The 21,305-nt window shown below is 64.5% G+C and carries 26 protein-coding genes; 18 read left to right on the forward strand and 8 right to left on the reverse strand.

The features are described from left to right. Positions 1–44: 44 nt before the first annotated feature. From BSY17_RS14930 to vapC, 6 genes are all read left to right on the forward strand, one after another. A complete protein-coding gene (locus tag BSY17_RS14930; RefSeq protein ID WP_069066075.1) occupies positions 45–1,205 on the forward strand; it encodes a glycosyltransferase in 1,161 nt (386 codons plus the stop codon). Positions 1,206–1,267: 62 nt separating this feature from the next. Then, positions 1,268–1,555: an HPr-rel-A system PqqD family peptide chaperone gene (locus BSY17_RS14935; RefSeq protein WP_037473174.1), complete on the forward strand. Its 288-nt coding sequence runs from the start codon at positions 1,268–1,270 to the stop codon at positions 1,553–1,555. Then, positions 1,552–2,415: an HprK-related kinase A gene (locus BSY17_RS14940; RefSeq protein WP_069066076.1), complete on the forward strand. Its 864-nt coding sequence runs from the start codon at positions 1,552–1,554 to the stop codon at positions 2,413–2,415. Before BSY17_RS14935 ends, BSY17_RS14940 begins: the two co-directional genes overlap by 4 nt. Further along, positions 2,412–3,401 (forward strand): nucleotidyltransferase domain-containing protein, encoded by a 990-nt coding sequence (locus BSY17_RS14945; protein WP_069066077.1) that lies wholly within the window; start codon positions 2,412–2,414, stop codon positions 3,399–3,401. Before BSY17_RS14940 ends, BSY17_RS14945 begins: the two co-directional genes overlap by 4 nt. A gap of 100 nt (positions 3,402–3,501) precedes the next feature. After that, positions 3,502–3,696 (forward strand): type II toxin-antitoxin system VapB family antitoxin, encoded by a 195-nt coding sequence (locus tag BSY17_RS14950; RefSeq protein WP_069066078.1) that lies wholly within the window; start codon positions 3,502–3,504, stop codon positions 3,694–3,696. Further along, the gene (gene vapC / locus BSY17_RS14955; RefSeq protein ID WP_069066079.1) at positions 3,693–4,088 is read left to right on the forward strand and encodes a type II toxin-antitoxin system VapC family toxin; all 396 of its coding nucleotides are present in this window, start codon (positions 3,693–3,695) and stop codon (positions 4,086–4,088) included. Before BSY17_RS14950 ends, vapC begins: the two co-directional genes overlap by 4 nt. 31 nt (positions 4,089–4,119) lie before the next feature. On the opposite strand, the gene BSY17_RS14960 is transcribed toward vapC, so the two are convergent. Continuing rightward, positions 4,120–5,475: an amidohydrolase gene (locus BSY17_RS14960; RefSeq protein WP_069066080.1), complete on the reverse strand. Its 1,356-nt coding sequence runs from the start codon at positions 5,473–5,475 to the stop codon at positions 4,120–4,122. Between the two features lie 227 nt (positions 5,476–5,702). Here BSY17_RS14960 and BSY17_RS14965 point away from each other — a divergent pair, with 227 nt between their 5' ends. From BSY17_RS14965 to BSY17_RS14970, 3 genes are read left to right on the forward strand one after another with little or no spacing between them, the layout of a single operon-like run. Next, the gene (locus BSY17_RS14965) at positions 5,703–5,945 is read left to right on the forward strand and encodes a hypothetical protein (protein WP_037475022.1); all 243 of its coding nucleotides are present in this window, start codon (positions 5,703–5,705) and stop codon (positions 5,943–5,945) included. Positions 5,946–5,973: 28 nt separating this feature from the next. Beyond that, a complete protein-coding gene (locus BSY17_RS22045; protein ID WP_255245595.1) occupies positions 5,974–6,102 on the forward strand; it encodes a hypothetical protein in 129 nt (42 codons plus the stop codon). Between the two features lie 3 nt (positions 6,103–6,105). Further along, positions 6,106–6,387 (forward strand): hypothetical protein, encoded by a 282-nt coding sequence (locus BSY17_RS14970; RefSeq protein WP_069066081.1) that lies wholly within the window; start codon positions 6,106–6,108, stop codon positions 6,385–6,387. Positions 6,388–6,406: 19 nt separating this feature from the next. On the opposite strand, the gene BSY17_RS14975 is transcribed toward BSY17_RS14970, so the two are convergent. Next, the gene (locus tag BSY17_RS14975; RefSeq protein ID WP_069066082.1) at positions 6,407–7,198 is read right to left on the reverse strand and encodes a 3-hydroxybutyrate dehydrogenase; all 792 of its coding nucleotides are present in this window, start codon (positions 7,196–7,198) and stop codon (positions 6,407–6,409) included. Further along, a complete protein-coding gene (locus BSY17_RS14980) occupies positions 7,195–8,385 on the reverse strand; it encodes a patatin-like phospholipase family protein (protein ID WP_069066083.1) in 1,191 nt (396 codons plus the stop codon). Before BSY17_RS14980 ends, BSY17_RS14975 begins: the two co-directional genes overlap by 4 nt. A 146-nt stretch (positions 8,386–8,531) precedes the next feature. On the opposite strand from BSY17_RS14980, the gene ypfJ reads away from it, so the two are divergent. Then, positions 8,532–9,404, forward strand: a complete 873-nt coding sequence (gene ypfJ, locus BSY17_RS14985; protein ID WP_069066084.1) for a KPN_02809 family neutral zinc metallopeptidase — start codon at positions 8,532–8,534, stop codon at positions 9,402–9,404. 3 nt (positions 9,405–9,407) lie between these two features. Here the strand turns inward: ypfJ and BSY17_RS14990 are convergent, their stop codons facing one another. Beyond that, a complete protein-coding gene (locus tag BSY17_RS14990) occupies positions 9,408–9,731 on the reverse strand; it encodes a hypothetical protein (protein WP_069066085.1) in 324 nt (107 codons plus the stop codon). A gap of 88 nt (positions 9,732–9,819) precedes the next feature. Next, positions 9,820–10,005, reverse strand: coding sequence for a hypothetical protein (locus tag BSY17_RS14995; RefSeq protein ID WP_313923377.1), 186 nt, complete (start codon positions 10,003–10,005; stop codon positions 9,820–9,822). Positions 10,006–10,098: 93 nt separating this feature from the next. Between BSY17_RS14995 and BSY17_RS15000 the strand changes: the two genes are divergently transcribed. From BSY17_RS15000 to xth, 6 genes are all read left to right on the forward strand, one after another. Beyond that, positions 10,099–12,786 (forward strand): bifunctional [glutamine synthetase] adenylyltransferase/[glutamine synthetase]-adenylyl-L-tyrosine phosphorylase, encoded by a 2,688-nt coding sequence (locus BSY17_RS15000; RefSeq protein ID WP_069066087.1) that lies wholly within the window; start codon positions 10,099–10,101, stop codon positions 12,784–12,786. Next, on the forward strand, positions 12,786–13,247 hold the full coding sequence (gene bcp / locus BSY17_RS15005; RefSeq protein WP_069067009.1) for a thioredoxin-dependent thiol peroxidase: 462 nt from the start codon (positions 12,786–12,788) through the stop codon (positions 13,245–13,247). Before BSY17_RS15000 ends, bcp begins: the two co-directional genes overlap by 1 nt. Next, positions 13,244–14,053 carry a ferritin-like domain-containing protein gene (locus tag BSY17_RS15010; protein WP_069066088.1) on the forward strand — a complete coding sequence of 270 codons (810 nt, stop codon included), beginning with the start codon at positions 13,244–13,246 and terminating at the stop codon, positions 14,051–14,053. Before bcp ends, BSY17_RS15010 begins: the two co-directional genes overlap by 4 nt. Positions 14,054–14,160: 107 nt before the next feature. Then, positions 14,161–14,889 carry a M23 family metallopeptidase gene (locus BSY17_RS15015; protein WP_083217133.1) on the forward strand — a complete coding sequence of 243 codons (729 nt, stop codon included), beginning with the start codon at positions 14,161–14,163 and terminating at the stop codon, positions 14,887–14,889. 78 nt (positions 14,890–14,967) lie between these two features. Continuing rightward, positions 14,968–15,294, forward strand: a complete 327-nt coding sequence (gene erpA / locus BSY17_RS15020; RefSeq protein WP_069066089.1) for an iron-sulfur cluster insertion protein ErpA — start codon at positions 14,968–14,970, stop codon at positions 15,292–15,294. A gap of 50 nt (positions 15,295–15,344) precedes the next feature. Further along, positions 15,345–16,121: an exodeoxyribonuclease III gene (gene xth / locus BSY17_RS15025; RefSeq protein ID WP_069066090.1), complete on the forward strand. Its 777-nt coding sequence runs from the start codon at positions 15,345–15,347 to the stop codon at positions 16,119–16,121. Between the two features lie 167 nt (positions 16,122–16,288). Here the strand turns inward: xth and BSY17_RS15030 are convergent, their stop codons facing one another. Both BSY17_RS15030 and BSY17_RS15035 read right to left on the reverse strand, forming a co-directional pair. After that, positions 16,289–17,257 (reverse strand): diacylglycerol/lipid kinase family protein, encoded by a 969-nt coding sequence (locus BSY17_RS15030; protein ID WP_037472143.1) that lies wholly within the window; start codon positions 17,255–17,257, stop codon positions 16,289–16,291. A 10-nt stretch (positions 17,258–17,267) separates the two neighbouring features. Further along, positions 17,268–17,762, reverse strand: a complete 495-nt coding sequence (locus BSY17_RS15035; protein WP_037472144.1) for a DUF2141 domain-containing protein — start codon at positions 17,760–17,762, stop codon at positions 17,268–17,270. A 129-nt stretch (positions 17,763–17,891) separates the two neighbouring features. Here BSY17_RS15035 and lptF point away from each other — a divergent pair, with 129 nt between their 5' ends. Both lptF and lptG read left to right on the forward strand, forming a co-directional pair. After that, entirely contained in the window at positions 17,892–19,109 is a 1,218-nt protein-coding gene (gene lptF, locus BSY17_RS15040) for an LPS export ABC transporter permease LptF (protein ID WP_069066091.1), read from the forward strand. A 4-nt stretch (positions 19,110–19,113) separates the two neighbouring features. Continuing rightward, entirely contained in the window at positions 19,114–20,214 is a 1,101-nt protein-coding gene (lptG, locus tag BSY17_RS15045; protein ID WP_069066092.1) for an LPS export ABC transporter permease LptG, read from the forward strand. A gap of 2 nt (positions 20,215–20,216) precedes the next feature. Here the strand turns inward: lptG and BSY17_RS15050 are convergent, their stop codons facing one another. Further along, positions 20,217–21,284: a fatty acid desaturase family protein gene (locus BSY17_RS15050; RefSeq protein WP_069066093.1), complete on the reverse strand. Its 1,068-nt coding sequence runs from the start codon at positions 21,282–21,284 to the stop codon at positions 20,217–20,219. Positions 21,285–21,305 lie beyond the last annotated feature (21 nt).

Here is a 21,305-nt window from a genome sequence, read left to right on the forward strand (position 1 = left end):
GACGTCGAACCTGCGAAGGTTCGATCCAACGCAAGGGCAGCCCCATGTTCCACTTCCGCCAGTCCCCGGCGCATGCCCTGTCGGTCGCAGTCTATCTCTACGAGCCCGGCGATGGCGGGCTTGATCGGGTCGCGATCCTGCTGGCCAATCACCTCCTTCGTCGTGGCGGGCGCGTCGAATTGTGGATGGCGCGCACCGATGGACCGACGGCGCATCTGATCGATCCGGCACTGACCGTCCGCCGCCTTCCCGCGTCCGGCGGCAACCGCCGATTGGCGATGATCGCGCAATGGCCTGCGCTCGCCCGGCTGGTCCGGCGGCATCGCCCCGACATCCTCTATTCGGCGGGCAACCAGAGCAATATGCTCGTCGCGCTCGCTGCGCTGGGCACCGCGACGCAGGCGGTCGCGCGCATTTCCAACCCGATCCAGCGCCCCGGCAGCCACGGCGTAGCCGCCCAGGCTCGGCTTTTCCGCTTCCGTACCATCGCGCGCCTCAGTGCCCTGACCATCGTGATGGGTCAGCATGATCGCGCCCTGCTGGCGGACAGCGGCCCCGTGCGCCTGCTGCCCCGTCCGACCGTCACCCCCATGATGGATCAGGCCCGCGCCGCCCGCTTGCCCCGCGACCCCGCCGCGCCGGTGCGTTTGCTGATGGTAGGCCGCCTGACCGCGCAAAAGGATCAAGCCACGGCGCTCGAAGCGCTGGCGATGCTGCCCCATCTCGACTGGAAGCTGACGATCGCTGGCCAGGGGCCGCTGCGCGCAGAACTCCAGAAGCAATGCGTTGCGCTCGGCGTCGCCGACCGCGTGCATTTTACCGGCTTCGTCAGCGACCCACATGAACTCGCTACCCTGATGGGCCAAGCCGACCTGCTGCTCCAGCCCTCCCGTTGGGAAGGCCTATGCGCGACCCTGATCGAAGCCCTGGCTTGCGGTGCGGGCGTGGTCGCGACCGACAGCACGCCCAACATCCACCCGGTCCTCGCCGCCGCCGCCCAGCATCCCCCGGTGCCAACCAGCGATCCCGCCGCCTTCGCTCGCGCCATCGAACGCGCGCTGCGTCAGCCCGCCGACCCCGCAACGCTCGCCGCCGCCGTGCGCGACCATCATGTCGATCGTGCGCTCGACGGCTATTGGCGCGCCTTCGCGGCCCTCGCCGATCGCCCCGAAACCCACGCCCTGCCATCGCCAGCCTTGCGCTGATACGTTAGGTACTTGGCTACGCTTCCGCGCTAGAGGGAGGCGACGCAGCAGGGTGCCGGACTATGGACAACAGCCTATCCTATCGACGCGATCCGGCCGACGCGCTGCTCAGTTGCGCGCTCGAAGATATGACGCTGCTCTATCATCGCCGGTCGGGCCAGACCCATATGGTCATCAGCCCCGTGCCCGAACTGCTCGACCGCATGGCCGACGGCACCCCCGTCACCGCGCAGTCGTTGCATGACCGACTAGCGCAGGACTTCGACCTCGGCCCCGCCGACGAAGCGCTCGCTGAAATCGCTACCCATCTCTATGCGCTGGCCGCGCTTGGCCTGGTGCGTCCGGCATGAACCATGCGCTGACCCTGCGCATCGGCCCCGCCACTTTCCGCATCGGCGCGGCCTGGCCCCAGCCGATTGCGCAGTTGCAACACCTCTACGCCGCCTATCCCGATGTGACGGAACAAATCGCCGACTTCACCGTCCGGCTCCAGCCGACCAGCATGGTGCGCCGCTGGGTCCGCCCTTCCATCTTCATCACCGGCGACCATGGCCTTGCCGATGCCGCGCCGATGAGTCTCTCGCACGGCTTGCTGGCGGCGGAGATGGGCATGAATCTCCAGATGGCGCTCGGCTGGCGACGGCATTTGTTGCTCCATGCATCGAGCGTCGAAAAGGACGGCCGCGTGCTGGTGATGACCGGCGAGTCGGGGTCCGGCAAATCCACCCTGGCGGCGTTGCTGGGCGAGCGCGGCTGGCGCTTCATGGGCGACGAATTTGCCCTGCTTGATCTCGACAGTGGCGCGATCCTGCCATTTCCCCGCCTTGTCAGCCTCAAGAACCGCGCGATCGAGGTCGTCACCGATACGGTCGGGCAAGCCCGCATGGGTCCACTACTCGCCGCCACCGCCAAGGGCGACATCCGCCACATGGTCCCCCGCGCCGATGCCGTGGCGCGCATGGGGGAGGGGGCGATGCCCGCCCTGCTGCTCTTCCCTCGCTTCGGCCATGCGCCGGACATCCGCCCGGTCGGGCAGGGCGAAATCTTCATGCGCCTGACTCAGGCCTCGACCAACTATGTCGCGCTCGGCGAACCCGCCTTCACCGCCCTGACCCGCTTCGTCCGCGACGTTCCTGCCCGCGCCATCGACTTTCCGACCGGAGACGATGCCATCGCCATGGTCGAACGGTTGTGGGAGGAGCGGGCATGAGCGCCGCGCTGCTGGTGCGGGTGTTGCGCGACCCCGCGTCCGTCACCACACTCGATGCGACGGGCTGGAACGGCTTGATCGCAGCAGCCCGCGCCGAACGGCTGATCGGCACGCTGGCCTTTCGCCTTGCCGGCATCGCCGTGCCGCCCGCGGTGCAACCGATGCTCGCCGACGCCCGCACGGACGCCGCCCGCGAAGCGCGCCAGGCCTTGTGGGAAGCCGACCGCGCGGTCCAGGCGCTGCGTCCCCTCGACGTTCGGGTCATCCTGCTCAAGGGCACCGCTTATGCAGCGGCGGGTCTGCGCGCAGGGCAGGGGCGCTTTATCGGCGATCTCGACATCCTCGTGCCGCGCAACCGGCTGGCGGCTGTCGAGCAAGCACTGATCGGGGCAGGCTGGGAATGGGTGAAGGAAGACGCCTATGACGACGCCTATTATCGCCAGTGGATGCATGAACTCCCGCCGATGATCCACCGCACCCGTGACCGGATGATCGACGTCCATCACACCATCCTGCCGCTCACCGCCCGACCCACGCCTGATGCCGCCGCGCTGATCGCTGACGCCCAACCGATAGCGGACGGGTTATATATGCTCTCGGCGGAAGACCGCGTCTGTCACGCCGCCGCGCATATGCTGGCTGATGGTGATCTGCAGGGCGGGCTGCGCAACCTGTGGGACATATATAGCCTGATAGCCGAATGCGATCCGACCCTGTTGGACCAGCGCGCCGCCCACCATGGCCTGCGCGCCCATGTGCAGCAGGCGCGGCGCCTGGCGCTGGCCCTCTATGGCGACGGCGCGCGCCTGACCCTGTGGGACCACCTCCTCCGCGCCCGCCTGCTCGCCCGCGACGGCTGGGGCCGCGAAACCCGCAAGTTACTTGTCTTCGCCTTCTTCCTGCGCTCCCACTGGCTCCGCATGCCCCCTCTGATGCTCGCGCGCCACCTCTGGACCAAATGGCGCAAGGGTCACCGGCCCACATGATATGTTCGCTGGTCCGTTCGCCCTGAGCCTGTCGAAGGGCCTTGCTTGTTCCCGCTCTACCGACATGATATGTGTATGATTCTCTAATCGGATACACATTATGCGCACCAATATCGTGATTGACGACGAACTCATGGCGCGGGCCATGCGCGCGACCGGCATCAAGACCAAGAAAGAGGCAGTGGAACAGGGGCTGCGCACCCTGCTGCGCTTGAGCGAACAAGCGGAATTGCGTTCGCTGCGCGGCGCGATCGAATGGGACGGTGATCTTGACGTCCAGCGCTGCGACGGATGATCCTCGTCGATAGCAGCGTCTGGATCGACTATTTTCGCGGTATCGCGACGCCCCAGGCCGACCGTCTCGACAGTCTGTTGGGACGGGAACCCTTGCTGGTCGGCGATCTCATTCTCGCTGAAATATTACAGGGCATCAGTGCTGACCGGGAGTTCGACCGCGTTCGCCGCCTGCTCCTGACCATGGATGTGATCGTCATCGGCGGAGCGGAGGTGGCGATGGATGCTGCTCGGCACTTCCGCCACCTCCGCGCATTGGGCATCACTGTCCGCAAGACGATCGATACGCTGATCGCCACCCGATGCATCCGCGACGGCCATGCGCTGCTTTTCAGCGACCGTGATTTCGACCCTTTCGTTACGCATCTGGGACTGAGGACCGCGATGGCCTAGAAGCAGGATGCGCTGCTAAGCCGCCATTCCCCTATTTCTCCTTCAATATATCCAGCGCCAGCACCGTCATGGCTTCGCTCGCCGAGGCGATCACCTTATCGGCCTGCGGTGCCCAGAAGGGGCTGTGCAGCGACGGCAGCGTCGCCTGTCCCGCGGCGGCCGCGGCCATCTTGTCGGCGGGCACGCCGCCGACCCAGAAGATGAAGCTGTTGATGCTCTTGTCCGCGCGATAGAAGCGGCCGAAATCCTCACCGCCCATCACCGCCGGGGTCTTGACCACCCGATCATCGGCGAAATGGGCTTTCAGCACGCCTGCCATCTGTTCGGCAAATTCGGGCGGGTTGAACGTCGACGGGGTGAACTCGTCCTTCACGCTTACTACCGGCATCCGGTTGTCGGGGATGCCCGCCGCGATCGCCTCGCCTCGCGCGATCCGTTCGATCCCCTTGATCAGCTTCTCGCGCGTCTCGTCCGAATAGCTGCGGATGGTCAGCAGCAGCTTGGCTTCGTCGGGGATGATATTATGCTTCGCCCCGGCCTGGAAACTGCCGACCGTCACCACGGCGGGGTCTTGCGGTTCCTGCTCACGGCTCACCAACGTCTGCAGCGACCCCACGATCCGCGATCCCAACACGATCGGATCCTTGGTCGTTTGCGGATAGGCCCCATGGCCGCCGACGCCCTTTACGAGGATGTCCACGCTGTCGACATTGGCCAGCGCAAAGCCCGGCGTATAGCCGATCTTGCCCGCCTCCAGATTGGCGGCATCATGGAAAGCGATGGCATGGGTCGGCCGGGGGAAGCGCGTGTAAAGCCCGTCCTCCAGCATCAGCCGCGCCCCGCGCCCAACCTCCTCGGCGGGCTGCAGGATCATGACCAGCGTGCCCTTCCACTCATCCTTGCGCGCGGCCATCAGCTTGGCGGTCTGGATGAAGGCGGTCATATGCGTGTCATGGCCGCACGCGTGCATCACGCCTGTCTCGACGCCTTCGGGCGTCTTGGTGCGGACCTTGGACGCGAACTCAAGGCCCGTCTGTTCGACCACCGGCAGGCCGTCCATGTCGGCGCGGATCAGCAGCACTGGCCCCGACCCATTCTTCATCACCGCCACGACGCCGGTGCCGCCGACCTTCTCGGTCACGTCATATTTCATCGCCTTCAACCGCTTGGCGAGCTTGGCGGCGGTGTTGACTTCCTTTTCCGAAAGCTCAGGATTGGCATGCAGGTCGCGGTACAGCGCCATCAGCCCGTCCATATCCTTGGCGATCGCCGCGCCGATCTCGCTTTGCGCCGGCGGCGCTGCGGCGACCGGGGTGTCCGCGGTCTGGGCCGTGGCGATGGACGAAAAGCTGACGGCGGCCATGATGGCCGTAAGCGCGTGGCGCATGCTGATATGTCTCCCTTGGATCGGGGGAGCATAAGCCTATTTTGCGCCGGTTAAAAAGGGGCTGTTTCCAAGGCTGCCCTTGTAAACTTGCGCATAAGAGACTATTTCACATGTGAAAGGAACGATCCGCCGCACGACGCGGCCCGATGATCGTCCTCCCTGCGGCACTACCGCTATTTGGCCCTGCCGCCACGAACGCCCCATTCCTCGCACTAGGAGCCTGATCCATGGCCCAGACATCGGCATTCTGCCTCACCCAGCAGTCGCTCCATATCGCCCGTTCGCAGTCGGAAACCCTGCCCAACACCCGCCGGATCGCGCTTGCCGCTGCCGATGCCTGGGGCAAGGAAGCGACGCTCGCCGCCAACGCCGAACGCCGCCGCGCAACCCGCACGGTCGCGAGCGAAGATGAAGCGATCGTCGCAGAATTTCAGGCCGAAGACGAAGCCGCCGCTCGCGCGGCCGGCTGACCTTTAATAGTAATCGAAGGAATGGACGATGGCCAAGAGCCAGAAGAAATCGAACAAGGAAGTGCGCAAACCCAAGGCGGAAAAACCGCCCAAGGCCAATGCATCCAACCCATCCAGCAAGCCCGCGCCGGTCGGCATCGTGACGTTGAAGAGCTGATCGATGACGACGCAAACACCTGACGCCGCCACCACGCCAACGCCCGCGCGCACCGCGCCCGGCCGACGCTTCACGCCCCGCAACGCCGTGCGCCTCGCACCCGATGCGGCGGAACGGCAAGGTCGCGTCACGCGCCTTGCCATCGAGGCACTAGGCGCTTCCGCCGCGATCCTGTTCCTCAACAGCGAACATGACGGCCTGTCCGACCGGCCACTCCCGCTGGCGACCGCCAGCGAAGATGGTCTGCAATCGGTGCTGCGCCTGCTGGAGCCAGCGGCCGCCTGAACGAACCTGTGACGGCGCTTTATTGCGCCGTCCACCCCCCATCGATGCTCATATTCGCGCCGGTGATGTTCGCAGCGGCGTCGCTGCACAGGAACAGCGCCATGGCCGCGACCTGTTCCACCGTCACGAATTCCTTGGTCGGCTGTCCCGCCAGCAGCACGTCATTCATGACCTGCTCGCGCGTCATGCCGCGCGCCTTCATCGTGTCGGGAATCTGGTTCTCGACCAGTGGCGTCCAGACATAGCCGGGCGAAATGCAGTTGGCGGTGATCCCGAACGTCGCGACTTCCAACGCGACCGTCTTGGTGAAGCCCGCAAGCCCGTGCTTGGCGGTAACATAAGCGCTCTTGAACGGCGACGCGGCCTTGCTGTGCGCGCTCGCCGTCTGGATGATCCGCCCCCATTTCTTCGACTTCATATAGGGCACGGCCAGCCGGGTCGTGTGGAAGGCGCTGGTCAGGTTGAGCGCGATGATCAGGTTCCACTTGTCGACCGGAAAATCCTCGACCGGCGACACATGCTGCGTACCGGCATTGTTGATTAGGATATCGACCCCGCCAAATGCCTCGGCAGCCTGCGCCATCATCGCCTCGATCTCGTCGGCCTTGGTCAGATCATGGCCGCTATAGAGCGCCTTGGCACCGCTCAGCGATTCCAGTTCCAGCCGTTCCTTCTCGATCGCATCGGCATCGCCAAAGCCGTTGATGACGACATTCGCGCCTTCGCCCGCCAGCACCTTGGCATAAGCGAGGCCAATGCCCGACGTCGAACCGGTAATGAGGGCGGTCTTGCCTGTCAGGGACTTGCTCATGCCTTTTTCTCCTTGAGATGATCGGGGGCGTCGAGATCGAAGGTCGAACTCTTGCCGTTCAGGATGTTGCGCGCGATCAGGTCGCCCTTGTGCATCACTTCCTCCACGGCATCGCGACCCTGCGCCCAATGGTCGAGCATGGTGGACCGCGAAAACTCAAAGTCCTTCGCGCCGCTTTCCCAATCGCGCGTGCGGTAGATGAGGTGGACGATGTTGACCGACCCGACGTCCAAGATATCGCGCAGCGTCTGCGCTTCCGGTTCGCCCTGCAAGGCGGGCGGCAGCTTGTCGAGCAACGCCTTGATCGCGCCATGCTCGCGCCGCAGCCGCAGATATTGGTCGGTCACCTGGCGCGTGCGGCTGGAAAACTGGATGTCCTTGGCCCGCGAATAGACGTCGGTCATGTGGCGCGGCATCGGCCCTTCGGCGGGGAAGAGGTCGACCTGGAATACCAGCATGTCGTCGGTCTGGTGATCGAGGACATGGGCGAGCGGCGTGTTCGACACGATGCCCCCGTCCCAATACCAGCGTCCGTCAATCTCGATCGGCGGCAGGCCAGGGGGCAGCGCGCCCGATGCCATGATGTGCCGCGCGTCGATCCGCGTATTGCCACCGGGGCCGCGCGTATCCCAATAGGCGAAATTGCCGGTCTCGACATCGACCGCGCCGACCGACAACCGCACCGGGCCGTCATTGAGCAAATCCCAATTGACGCAGGCGTCCAGCGTCTCCTTGAGCGGCGCGCTGTCGTAGAAGCTGATCGCGCCCGCTGTGCCTTCTGGCATCAGGGTTGCAGGCCACAGGCGCGGGCGGAACATGCCCGGCACGCCGAAACTGGCCACCGTGCCCGCGGCGAGCAGATGCATTGCCTCGCGGATCTGGTCGATTTCCGGCAGGATGATGTTCGGCATGCCGCCCGACACCGTATACCAGAATTTCTTGAGGCGGCTGATCCGGCGGTGCGGTTCGTTCCCCGCGATGATCGCCGCATTGATCGCGCCGATCGAAATCCCCGCGACCCAGGTGACGTCCACGCCCAGTTCGTCGAGTCGCTCATAGGCGCCGGACTGGAAGGAACCCAGCGCACCGCCGCCCTGCAGCAACAGCGCGACTTCGCGGGGAAGGGGGAGCGGCGTGCGCGCACGGCGCAGCGGCTTGGGGTGGATGGGGGGATCACTGTCAGCCATGTCGCACTGCAATATAGGGTTTAGGCCTGGCAATCCAACGCATAGTAGCAGGTAAATTATTCACCGCCTTGCAACCGCATGACCCTTGCGGTGGTTTCCAGCCGTCAGGGAATCGCGTAGGCCGCGATGACGAGAGGGAGGGCATCATGCGGCTCGACGACGAACAGGAAAGCGGCAATTTCGAAGTGCAGGACGGCCGGGGCGGAGGCGGCGGCCTTGGCGGAGGCCTCGGCATGTTGTTGCCGCTGATCGGCAGCCGCTTTGGCTGTGGCGGCATCGCCGTGGTGTTGGTCATCATGGTGGTGATGGGCATGAACCCGCTCAGCCTGATCGGCGGCGGTGGTGGTGGCCAGTCTGTTCAGACGGAGCGCCCGGCGACGACCGAACTGACGGACATCCAGCGCACCTCGCTGAAGGTGCTGGGATCCACCGAGCGCCGCTGGGCGGACATCTTCGAGGCAGAGGGGCAGCAATATCCGCCGCCCACCTTGGTCTTCTACACGCAGAACGGCCAGTCGGGCTGCGGTGCGGCACAATCGGCCATGGGACCATTCTACTGCCCGGCCGATCAGCGCATCTATATCGACACCGACTTCTTCAACGAGATGGAAAGTCGCTTCAACGCGCCGGGCGACTTCCCGATCGGCTATATCATAGCGCATGAGGTAGGGCATCATATCCAGACCATTACCGGCACCGCCGAGAAGGTCCGCGCCGCCCAAAGCCGGGCCAGCGAGGCGGAAGGCAATGCGCTCCAGGTCAAGATGGAGTTACAGGCCGACTGTTATGCCGGCGTCTGGGCCGCGCGCGATACCAATTTGATGGAAGCGGGCGATCTGGAAGAAGGCATGCGCGCCGCCGAAGCGATCGGCGATGACACGCTGCAAAAGGCGGCCGGGCGTCGACCCGTGCCTGAGAGCTTTACGCATGGCAGCGGCGAACAGCGCATGGTCTGGCTACGCAAAGGCCTGTCGACCGGCGACCCCGCTCAGTGCGACACGTTCAGCGGCGCGATCTGACGGTCATTCCGCGTTGGGCGACCCCGGCGGCGCGGAACGGGACGAAAAGATCGGCCCGCTGGCTGTCGTGGGCATATTTGAACTGGGCACGATCAGCGGCTGGCCCGCGCCCGGAAGCGGCTGGCCATAATCGGGCATCGCCGCGACGGGTGGCGCTTGAGGCATGACGATGGAAGGTGATGGCGGGACCGGCGTGACTGGCGCGGGGGCCGCCGTCGCCGCGCTGGTCTCCGCTGCAGGTTGCGACTTGGGCACCACCGCTTCCACGACCATGACAAGCAAGGGCGCGCCCAACAAGGTGGCAATGGCAAAGTTGCGATAGAGCATGGAGCCGTCCCAAATCCCGACGATAATGCCGTCTGCTATTAGGGATCAGAGGTAAAGAAACTGCTGCCTTACTAGGCGACGAACCATTTCAATGATGGTCGAGCTTCTTGAGCAGCGCCATCATATCGTCGGGCAAACTGTCTCGCGGCGGGCTGTAGGTCTTGCGCAAGGCATTGCCGATCCCCTCATAAGGGGCGGGCAGCGCCACGGTGACGATCCGCCCTTTGTCGCCGTCTCCACCGATTGCCGATCGGCAAGCATATTTGCGCTGCATTTCCATAATCCACAGAACGGTCGTCGGGCCAAAAAGTTGCTGGCATTCGTCGCATGGTCACGCGATAGCCCGCGCAAAGACGGGAGAGAGTGCGTGACGGACTGGCCGCAGACACAAGCACGGATACGGGCACATTCGCCCTTTTTGGCGCGGGTGGTGGATCGCTTGCCGACCCTGGCCGATTGCCTCGCGACCGGGGATTTCGACGCCGCGCTGGCCATGGCCCATGCGGCGGGTAGCCCGGAGGACGGGGTGGCCCGATCGCTGCGGCGGCGGCGCAACGCCATCGCCCTGACCGTTGCGGCCGCCGACCTGTCGGGGGCGTGGGATCTGGACCGGGTCACCCGCACTTTGTCCGACTTTGCCGACACCGCGCTGGAAGAGGCGCTCGCCGCCGCCATGCAGGAACGCTATCCTGACATGCCCCATCGCGGCTTCGTCGTGCTGGCGCTTGGCAAGCATGGCAGTCGCGAACTCAATTATTCCTCCGACATCGACCCGATTCTCCTCTACGATCCGGCGACCCTGCCGCATCGCGATCGAGAGGATGTCGCCGATGCCGCCGTGCGGATCGCGCGGCGGATGACAGAGTTGCTGAGCGCACCCGATGGCGACGGCTATGTCTTTCGCGTCGATCTGCGGCTGCGCCCGTCACCCGAAGCGACGCCGATCGCGCTGCCGGTGGAGGCGGCGATCGGCTATTATGAATCGATGGCGGTCGGCTGGGAACAGGCCGCCTTCATCCGTGCGCGTGCTGCGGCGGGCGACATGGAACTGGGCGACTATTTCCTGCGCCAGATCCGCCCCTTCGTGTGGCGGCGCAGCCTCGACTTCGGCGCGATCGACGCCATCGTCGACATCAGCCGCCGCATCCGCGACCATTATGCGCAGGGGCAGGCCTTTGGCCTCGGCTATGATTTGAAACGGGGCCGCGGCGGCATCCGCGAGGTCGAATTTTTCGCCCAGGTGCATCAGTTGATCCATGGCGGGCGCAATCCCGCGCTGCGGTCAGGCAACACGCGCGAAGCGCTTAGCGCACTGGCCGACGCAGGCGTGATAGAACCCGACGTCGCGGCGCGGCTCGATGCCGCCTATGTCCTGCTGCGCACCATCGAACATCGACTGCAAATGGTCGAAGACCTCCAGACCCACGAACTGCCCAAGAGCGACGCTGCGCTCGACAATGTCGCGCGGCTGCACGGCCTTGCCGATGGCCCTGCGCTGCTCGACCTGCTGACACCGCATGTCGAATGGGTCGGCCGCAATTATGACCGATTAACCCCGCAGACTGACGACACATCGCTCTCGCATGACGAGGATCGGCTGAAGGACCAGCTGCTCGCCATGGGCTTTGTCGATGCTGACACACCGCTCGCCCGCATCGCCCGTTGGCGCGGCGGCACGATCCGCGCGCTGCGCAGCGGCCCCTCGCGCGAGGCGCTGGAAGCGCTGCTACCCGGCCTGATGCGCGCGATAGCCAAGGCACCCGATACCGCCCGCGCGCTCAACCGGCTCGACGACATGATCGCCCGGCTGCCGAGTGCGATCAATTTCTTCAAACTGCTTGCCGCTCGCCCGGCTTTGGTCGAACTGCTTGCCGAGATACTAAGCCATGCCCCAACGCTGGCCGATGCGCTCGCGCGCCGGGTCGAACTGATCGACGGGCTGATCGACGCCACCGCCTTCGACCCGCCGCCCTCGGTTGAAGGGCTTACCGCCCAGCTTGGCGCGCTGGAGCCGGGCGAGGATTATCAGGCACTGCTCGACCGCGTGCGCCAGCGGGTGGGCGATCGCCGCTTCGCGCTGGGGGTACAGATCATCCGTGGCGGCGATCCGCTCGAAGCCGCGCGCGGCTATGGCCGCGTGGCCGAGGCTGCGATCGAGACATTGGCCAATGCCACCATCACCGAGTTCGAATCCGCCCATGGCCGGGTGCTGGGCGGCGAGTTGGTCATATTGGCGCTGGGCCGGATGGGCGGCGGCTTACTGACCCATGCCTCCGACCTTGATCTCATCTATCTCTTCACCGGCGATTTTCAGACCGAGTCCGACGGTGCCCGACCGCTCGGTGCGACGCTCTATTTCAATCGCCTCGCCCAGCGCGTCACCAATGCGCTGTCGGTCCATACCGCCTCTGGCCCGCTCTATGAGGTCGATACCCGGCTGCGGCCATCCGGTGCGCAGGGACTGCTGGCGGTCAGCTTCGACAGTTTCGCCAAATATGAACGCGAAGCCGCCTGGACCTGGGAGCATCTGGCGCTCACCCGCGCCCGGCCGGTGTTCGGATCGCCCGAAGCCCGCACCGCGCTGAACGCCATCCTCGCCGAAACATTGCACCGGCCCCGCGACTTCGATGAACTGGCGCGGCAGGCGGTGCAGATGCGGCGGGACATCGCCACCCACAAGCCGCCTGCCAGCGACCTCGACGTCAAGCTGGTGCCCGGTGGCCTGGTCGATCTCGAATTTCTAATCCACGTCTCGCAATTTCGTTACGGCATGGCGTTCGACCCGGATCTGGGCAAAGCGCTCGCGGACCTCGTCGCTGCGGGGCATCTGCCCGCCGACCTTATCGCCGCGCATGATCTCATCACCCGCTATCTTGTCGTCTCGCGCTTGGTCTCGCCCGGATCGACCGAACCGGCCGAAGCGACCCGTCCGCTCGTCGCGCGCGCCTGCGGGGCTGACCATTGGGACAGTCTGCTTGAAAGCTATGCGCAGGCGCGGCAAAGCGTCGGCCAGGCCTGGGCCGCGCTCGCCGCGCCCTATTCGGAGGATATATGATGCTGCAACAGGGCGACGCCATCCCCACGGGGACGATCAAGGATGCCGATGGCGTGGAGTTCACGCTGGACCGCTATGCAGGCAAGCCGCTCGTCGTCTATTTCTATCCCAAGGCGGACACGCCGGGCTGCACCAATGAAGCGAAGGATTTCGCCGCGCTGGCCGACGAATTTGCGGCGGCGGGCGTCCCGGTCGTCGGCGTGTCGAAGGACAAGCCCGCCAAGCTGCGCAAATTCGCCGACAAATATGGCCTGTCGGTGATCCTGGCCTCCGACGAGGAAGGTACGCTGTGCGAAGCCTTCGGCACCTGGGTCGAAAAATCCATGTATGGCCGCTCTTATATGGGCATCGAGCGCGACACCTTCCTGTTCGACGCCGATGGCCGCCTGCAGCGTGTCTGGCTCAAGGTGAAGGTCAAGGGCCACGCGCAGGAGGTGCTTGAGGCGGCGCAGGCACTTTGAGCCTGCCTGCTGGCGTTACCAGCGTGGGTGCAGCCTGCGCCCATGTCCTGCTGACCGCCGATCCCATCGCTAAGCTCATGGCTGCCCGCGCGACCGCGCGGGCGTGGCGGCTGGGGCATCTGACCCATCATTTCGATGTGGCCATGCCCGATCGACCAGCGCGGCCGACGACACCGGAATTACTGCCGCCAGCGCAGATGCCCCGACGCGGCAAGATCGGGTCGGAACGGGCGCGGATCGCCATGATCCACGCGCTCGCCCATATCGAATTTGTCGCCATCGACTTGGCTTTCGACCTGATCGGCCGCTTCGGCGCACAATTCCCGCCCGCCTTCACCGACGAATGGATGCGTGTGGGCGCGGACGAAGCGATGCACTTCGCCTTGCTCGACCGGCGGCTGCGCCAGATGGGCAGCCATTATGGCGCGCTGCCTGCGCATGACGGCCTGTGGCAGGCGGCTACCGAAACGGCGGAGGATGCGCTCGCCCGCCTCGCCATCGTGCCGATGGTGCTGGAAGCGCGCGCGCTCGACATCACGCCCGCAACGGTCGAGCGGTTCGATCAGGCGGGCGATGAACCCACCGTCAAAATCCTGCGGCGGATATTGATCGACGAGATTCGCCATGTCCAAGCCGGGACGAACTGGTTTGTCACGGAGGCGAACCGAAGGAACCTAAATCCACCGATTCATTACCAAATGCTGGTGAAACGCCATTTTCGGGGCAGCGTTAAGCCACCGTTCAACGACTCGGCGCGTCGACAGGCCGGTTTGACCCACGAATTCTACGCCGCGCTTGCAACCTGACCGCCAATTTGCAGTCTATGTCTGGCGGGGGCGATCTAGGTCGCCAAGAAAAACACGGGAAGCGCCGACGGGCAATCAAGCCTGCGGTGACATAAGTCGGGGTCGGCATGCTGTTTCTTCAATCGATCAATGCTGGTGCATCCAATTTGTTCCAGAGTGCAGCGAAAGCCGCGAAAATTTTTGGAAGCATCGCAATGGTCGGAACGCTCTGTGCGGCGATGCCCGCGCACGCGACCGAAGATGACGATCCTTATGGCGAAGTGACCGACGCGGCGGCGACCACGCCTGCCGCGGTCGATCTCGCCTTCTCCAACATCTTCTCCAGCCTGCAGCGCATGGATGGCACGCCCAAGGCGACCGCCTACATCCCGTCGGGCCGCCCGGTCGAAAAACTTTCGCTGACCTCCAACTACGGCACCCGCTCGGATCCGTTCAATGGCCGCGCCCGTATGCACAAGGGCATCGACATTCCCGGTCCCGTCGGCACCCCCATTTACGCGACCGCCGACGGCATCGTCAGCCGCTCCGGCTGGGCCAGCGGCTACGGCAACCTCGTCCAGATATCGCATGGCGGCGGCATGGAAACGCGCTACGGCCATATGTCGAAGCTGGTCGTTGCAGCCAACAGCTATGTGAAGCGCGGCCAGGTCATCGGCCTCATGGGCTCGACCGGCCGTTCCACGGGCAGCCACCTTCATTATGAAGTCCGCGTCGATGGCGCTGCGATCAACCCCATCCCCTTCGTTGCCGGTCCCGACTATCTGGTCGCTGCCAACACCAAGCCGCCGGTCGCCATGGGCGGCCCGACCACGGCGCAGGAAAAAGCGGCCGATTGATCGCCCTTTTTCGACTTTCGCAAAAGGCCCGGCACCCCATGGGTTGCCGGGCCTTTTGCTTGATCCTATCTAAGGTCCATGACCGACATTGATCTCACCCCGTCTGCCGCCGCGCGTGTCGCCGCGATCGCTGCCAAACAGGGCAAGCCCGCGATCCTGCGGCTGGCCGTGGAGGGGGGCGGCTGTTCGGGCTTCCAATATCGGTTCGGCCTCGCCGATCAGATCGAAGCGGAGGATGTGTCGGTGGAGCGCGACGGCGTGACCCTGGTGGTCGATGACGTCAGCCTCGACCTGGTACGCGGATCGGCGGTCGATTTCGTCTCCGATCTTGGCGGCGCGGCCTTCAAGGTGACCAATCCCAATGCGACCGCCGGTTGCGGTTGCGGCACCAGCTTCTCGGTCTGATAGCCAAGCGCCGTTCCAGTCATTAGGGACGGGGGCGAGGAGAATCGTCCATGCGTATCGCCACTTTCAACATCAACGGCATCAAGGCGCGGCTGCCGCGCCTGCTGGAATGGCTGGACGAAACACGGCCCGACATCGCCTGCCTGCAGGAGATCAAGACCTCGGACGAGACCTTCCCGGTCAAGGATATCGAGGCGGCGGGCTATGGCGTGATCTGGCACGGGCAAAAGGGCTTCAACGGCGTCGCCATCCTCGCACGCGGCGAAAGTCCGGTCGAAGTCCGGCGCGGACTCGACGGCGAACCGGAGGACGAGCATAGCCGCTATCTGGAGGCCGATGTGAAGGGCGTGCGCGTCGCCAGCATTTACCTTCCCAACGGTAATCCGCAGCCCGGCCCCAAATTCGACTATAAACTCCGCTGGATGCAGCGCCTGCGCACCCGCGCCGCCGAAATCTGGGCAGAGGAGGTGCCCGCCATCCTCGCAGGCGACTATAATGTCATTCCCCGCGACGATGACACCTATTCCGTCAAGGCGATGGCCAACGACGCGCTGATGCAGCCCGAAAGCCGCGCCGCTTATCGCCGGATGTTGGCCGATGGCTGGACGGATGCACTGCGCAGCCGCCACCCTGCGGGCGGCGTATGGACCTTCTGGGACTATCAGATGAACAGCTGGCCGCGCGACGCAGGCTTCCGCATCGATCATCTGCTCCTAAGCCCCGCCGCCGCCGACCGTCTGATCGACGCGCAGGTAGACCGAGACTTTCGCGGCCGGGAAAAAGCCAGCGACCACGCCCCGACCTGGGTGGAATTACGCGACGCTTGAAGCGGGGACGCCGACCATCCTACGCACCATCGTCATCCCGCACTTGATGCGGGATCCATTGGCCTCAACGTCTCCATGACGCTCGACCGTGGAGCGAATGGATGCCGGGTCGAAGCCCGGCATGACGGCGAATGGCATTGGCAGGGTAGCCGTCAACGATCAGACTATCACGCCGCCAACCGCAAAAACGGCACCGGCTGGGTCGAGCGCAGCACGATCGGCTTGCCCTCCGACGCTTCGAACAATTCGCCGTCCAGGATGACGCTGCTATGATTGCCTTCGATACGGATGGTGTCGCCCTGTTCCAGGTGGATGCCCTGCATCTGACGCTTGCCCACCCGCTTGAAGATGCTGGCCCACATCAGCCGCAACAGCGCCGGCAAATTCTGGTCCACCGCCATCAATTTCATATTGCCGCGTCGACTGTCGCCCGGCTGCACGCCCAGCAGCAACCGTTCGAGCGTGGTCACGATCAGCACCGAAAAGCGCCCGACCAACTGGCCGTCGCGGATCAGCGAGATGCTGACCGGCTTGCTCGATGGTGGCAGGAAACGGGCGCTGATGCCGAACAACAGTGACACCAGCACCGCCATCGCGGTGATGAAGTGGCTCAGGCCATTGGACAGCCCCAGCGGATAAATCTGGTTGCGGCAATAGAGCATATAGTCGGCCAGTCCCGCGCCGCCCAGGAACATGCCCAGCACCGGGCGGCTGCCGACCTGTCCGTCCGACAGGGCGATCAGCTCCCGCGCGACGACATGATCGTCCACGCCTGCCTTGGCGATCGCTACGATCCGCTCCAGCGCCCTGATCGGGTCGCCATGGATGCCCAGGTCCAGCGCGATCAGGTTGGTCTTGCCATTAGGCAGCACCGCGATCGGCGGCACCCGGCCTTTGAAATGCTCGCCCTGATACAGCTCGGTCAGCGACGCCTGCACCGTCCCGTCGCCGCCATTGATGACGATGACGACCGGATCGACGCGGGCGATGGTCTGGAACGCCCGGCCGATCTGTTCGACATGCTCCACTTCATAATGGAAGATGTCGGGGTTGCTCGCGCAATAGCTGCGCACGCGCGGAAGCGACTGCCGGTTGCCCGTGGACTTGGGATTGGACAGGAGGGCGACGCAAACCATGGCTTTGGGGTCACATATATTTGAGGGTGATCGTGATTTTCGTCACGCCGGGACCGGCATAGAAAGCGGCTTTCTCGACACCAGGCTTGCCCAGGTTGAAGATGCTGATCGACGGATTGTTGGAAAAACCACCGCCGTCGCTGGAAATGTCGGTCTTGCCATTGCCGTTGCGATCATGCCGCACGGCGATGCCATATTTGCCCGGCTGCGGCACCGGCATGCAGAATCGCATCGCACCATTGGCGGGACGCACCGCGGTATCGATGCGATGCAGCCATTGACCCTTATTCAGCCAGGCGGCCTTGGTGCCGGGATAGGATTGGACGCGCACCTTGCCGGTGGCGGCGGCAAAACCGCGTACATCGACCAGCACCGCCGGTCCGCTGGCGCTTGCCGCGCAACGGTCCAGATCATTGGCAATTTCCTGGCCATGGGCGAATGCGGGCGTCGCAGCGACCAGCGCTGCTCCCGACATCAAACCCATTGCAACTTTTATCATGACCATCAGACTCCTGGAAGCTATAGCCACCGGCATGGGCCGGATGGCGAGCCCCTGTTCGCCCCGCAACGCTATGCCGTTTGATATGGGCGGGGTTTGCGGCCAAAACATGGTGATGGGACGACGACTTAGAGAATGCTGACCGCCACCGACCGTTATCTCGCCCGCCTGATCGCGGTACCCATGCTGGGTACGCTGGTGATCGCCGCGATGCTGCTTGTCCTCGACAAGATGCTCAGCCTGTTCGATTTCGTCGCGGCGGAGGGCGGACCGGTCAGCGTCGTGTGGCGGATGCTCGCCAATATGCTGCCCGAATATCTCTCGCTCGGCATCCCAATCGGCCTGATGCTCGGCATTTTGCTGGCCTTTCGCAAGCTCGCCATGTCGTCGGAGCTGGACGTCATGCGCGGCGTCGGCCTGTCCTACGGCCGCTTGCTGCGCGTCCCTTACATGTATGCGATCGCGCTGGCGCTGCTCAATTTCGGCATCGTCGGCTGGGTCCAGCCTTTGTCGCGCCACGCCTATGAGGCATTGCGCTTCGAACTGCGGTCTGGTGCGCTCGGCGCGTCGATCAAGGTCGGCGAGTTCACGAGTCTGGGCAAGCGGATGACGATGCGAATCGAACGCAGCCTGGACGAGGGCCGCAATCTCCAGGGCATCTTCGTGCGAGCGACCAGCCGCGACGGCCAATCGGTGGCAGTGACCGCGGCGCAGGGCATGTTCCTGGCCACCGACGATCCTGACACGATCATCTTCCGCCTGCGCAATGGCGTGCTGGTCAATGATGCCCCCAAATATAAGACGCCGCGCATCCTGTCCTTTTCCAGCCATGACCTGCCGATCGACCTGCCGCAGATCGAGAACTTCCGAGGCCGCGACGTGGACCGGGAAAAGACGATCCCTGAACTGGTGGTGATCGGCCGCAGCGCGGCCACGCCCGACAAACTGCGCGACGAAGTGCGCGCGAACTTCCATTTCCGCATGGTCGAAGTGGCGATGATGCTGCTGCTGCCGCTCGCCGCGCTGGCCTTTGCCATTCCGCCCAAGCGATCGACATCGGCGCTCGGCGTCTTCCTCTCGATCGTGTTCATCGTGACCTATCACAAGATCAACCAATATGGCGAAGGCATCGGCGCGCTCGGCAAGATCGATCCGATCATCGCCCTGTGGGGACCGTTCGTGCTGGTGTCGGGGCTGATCTTCTGGATGTATCATGTAGTGGCCCATCGCCCCGGTGGCCAGCCGATCGGCGCGCTGGAATTCGCCTTCGCCAAATTGGGCAAGCAGGTCGCGCGCCTGCTGCGGCTGGGCCGTAAACGGCGACCTGCTATGACCGTGGAAGGAGCGGCCTGAGGCCATGCAGTTTAATTTCTTCCCGTCGACGCCCATCACCCTCTATATGGCGCGCCTGTTCCTGACCCGGACGTTCGCCGTCCTGGCGCTGCTGGTGGTGGTGCTGCAGACGCTCGACCTGCTCGGCAATTCGGGCGACGTGCTGGCCTATCCCGGCAATGGCGATGCGCAATTATGGCATTATGTCGGCCTGCGCGCGCCGCAGATCATCGCGCGCTTCCTGCCCTTCTCGGTGTTGCTCGGCACGCTGGTCATGCTGGCCACGCTCAACCAGAATAGCGAGATCATCTCGATGAAGGCGGCGGGCCTGTCGGCGCATCAAATATTGGCACCGCTCATCGCTGCGGCGCTCGGCGTCTCGCTGATCAGCTATGTGTTCAACGAACGGGTCGTGGCGCGGTCGACTGCGGCGCTCAGCGCCTGGGAAGCTGTGGATTATGGACCGATCCCGCGCGACAGCGGGGTCAAAAGCAACCCCTGGGTCCGCGACGGCAACAACCTCGTCAACGCTGCGATCGTGGCAGGGCGGGGCACCGAAGTCCAACTGCGCCAGGTCCGCATCTACAACCGGATCAACAACAGCCTGACGACGATCGTCGAAGCGCCACGCGGCCGCTATGACGCCGCCAGCCGCAGCTGGCTGCTGGAAAACGCGCGTCAGTTCGATGTCGCGCGCGGCACGGTCACCAATGTCGGCACCGTCCGCTTCGGCCGCGACATCCGCCCCGACCAGTTCACCCTGGCCAAGGTCGATCCCGACGCGCTGACCTTCGCGCAGCTTAAGGCGGCGATTGCCGACCTGCATGATGCCGGGCGGCCGACAGCAGAGCTGGAGGCGAGCCTGTGGCACAAATTGTCCGGGCCGCTGTCCGCACTGCTGATGCCGATCCTTGGCTCGGTGGCCGCCTTCGGCCTTGCCCGGTCCGGCCAATTGTTCGTGCGCGCGGTGATGGGTATGGCGCTTGGCTTTGCCTATTTCGTCGCTGACAATTTCTCGCTGGCGATGGGCAGCCTGGGCGCCTATCCGCCCTTCCTCGCGGCCTGGGCACCCTTTTTCCTGTTCCTGCTGGTCGGCGAAACCGTGCTGTTCAGGACAGAGGAATAGTCTCAGCGCGCGCCCATCGTGCTGCGCGCGATCTTGCCCACCAGCGGGACCATCCCCGGATAATTGCCGCGATGATAGGGGGAATCCACGTCCAGCGTGGCGATCAGTCGGGCATGGGCCTGACCCAGCGCATGATAGGGAACGCTCGGCAGCAGATGGTGAAGCGCATGATAGCGCAGCCCCACCGGCGCCCATAATTCGGGCAAGGCACCGGGCGGCGGCACATTGACCGAATCGAGATATTGCGCGGTTACGGTCATCGGATCGCCCTCATTCTCCCACAGATGCGCGACCAAGGTGCGCAACTGGTTGACGACGGTCATCGCCGAATGGATCGTCATATAGACGAGCAACGGCTTCCAGCCGAAGACGAACACGCTACCCACCAGCGCCAGCGCGAACAGGCAAGCACCCGCTTCCTGCCACCCCCACATGCGCGCAAAGTCACCCTCCGGCGCGCGGCGGCGATAGGCCGGATTGATCGACAGCGCCGAGAGTTCCGCCACGACCTTGCGACGCAAGGGCGGCAGGATCAGGCTGAGCGGCGTCAGCAGCCCAAAGCGCAGGATCAGGCCGACGGGCGCAAGCGATGCAACCAGAATGAACAGCGGCAAGGACCAGGGCTTCATCAGCGCCAGCGGCAGATATTCGGGGTCTTCCGCCGTGCCATAGCGGGTGCGGGCATGATGCTGCGTATGCACCCCTTCATAGAGGAAGGACGGGATCATCAGCGGAATGCCGACGATGAGGTTCCAGCCGAAGCGAAAGCCCGGTAGTGCGCCTTTACGGATATGCGTCAGCTCATGGATGAAGCTCGCCGCCCGATACAACGCCATCATCGCGACTAAGCCACACACAATAGCGATCGCCATATTCTCCGCCACGATCGCGCCTGCCATCGCGGCCCAACCAATCAGCGCCGAACCCAGCATGTCGGGCCAATAAATACGCGGATTGGCGACGCTATAGTCGCGCGTCAATTCCGCCGCCGCCCGCAGCATGGCGGTGTCGTCGGGAATGGTCGCCCGCGCGCGCTGAGCGGCGGCCAATATGGGATCATGCACTGTCATAAGACCGTCCTAAACTCCAAA

The organism is Sphingobium sp. RAC03 (genome assembly GCF_001713415.1).
In the GTDB taxonomy this organism is placed as follows: Bacteria; Pseudomonadota; Alphaproteobacteria; order Sphingomonadales; family Sphingomonadaceae; genus Sphingobium.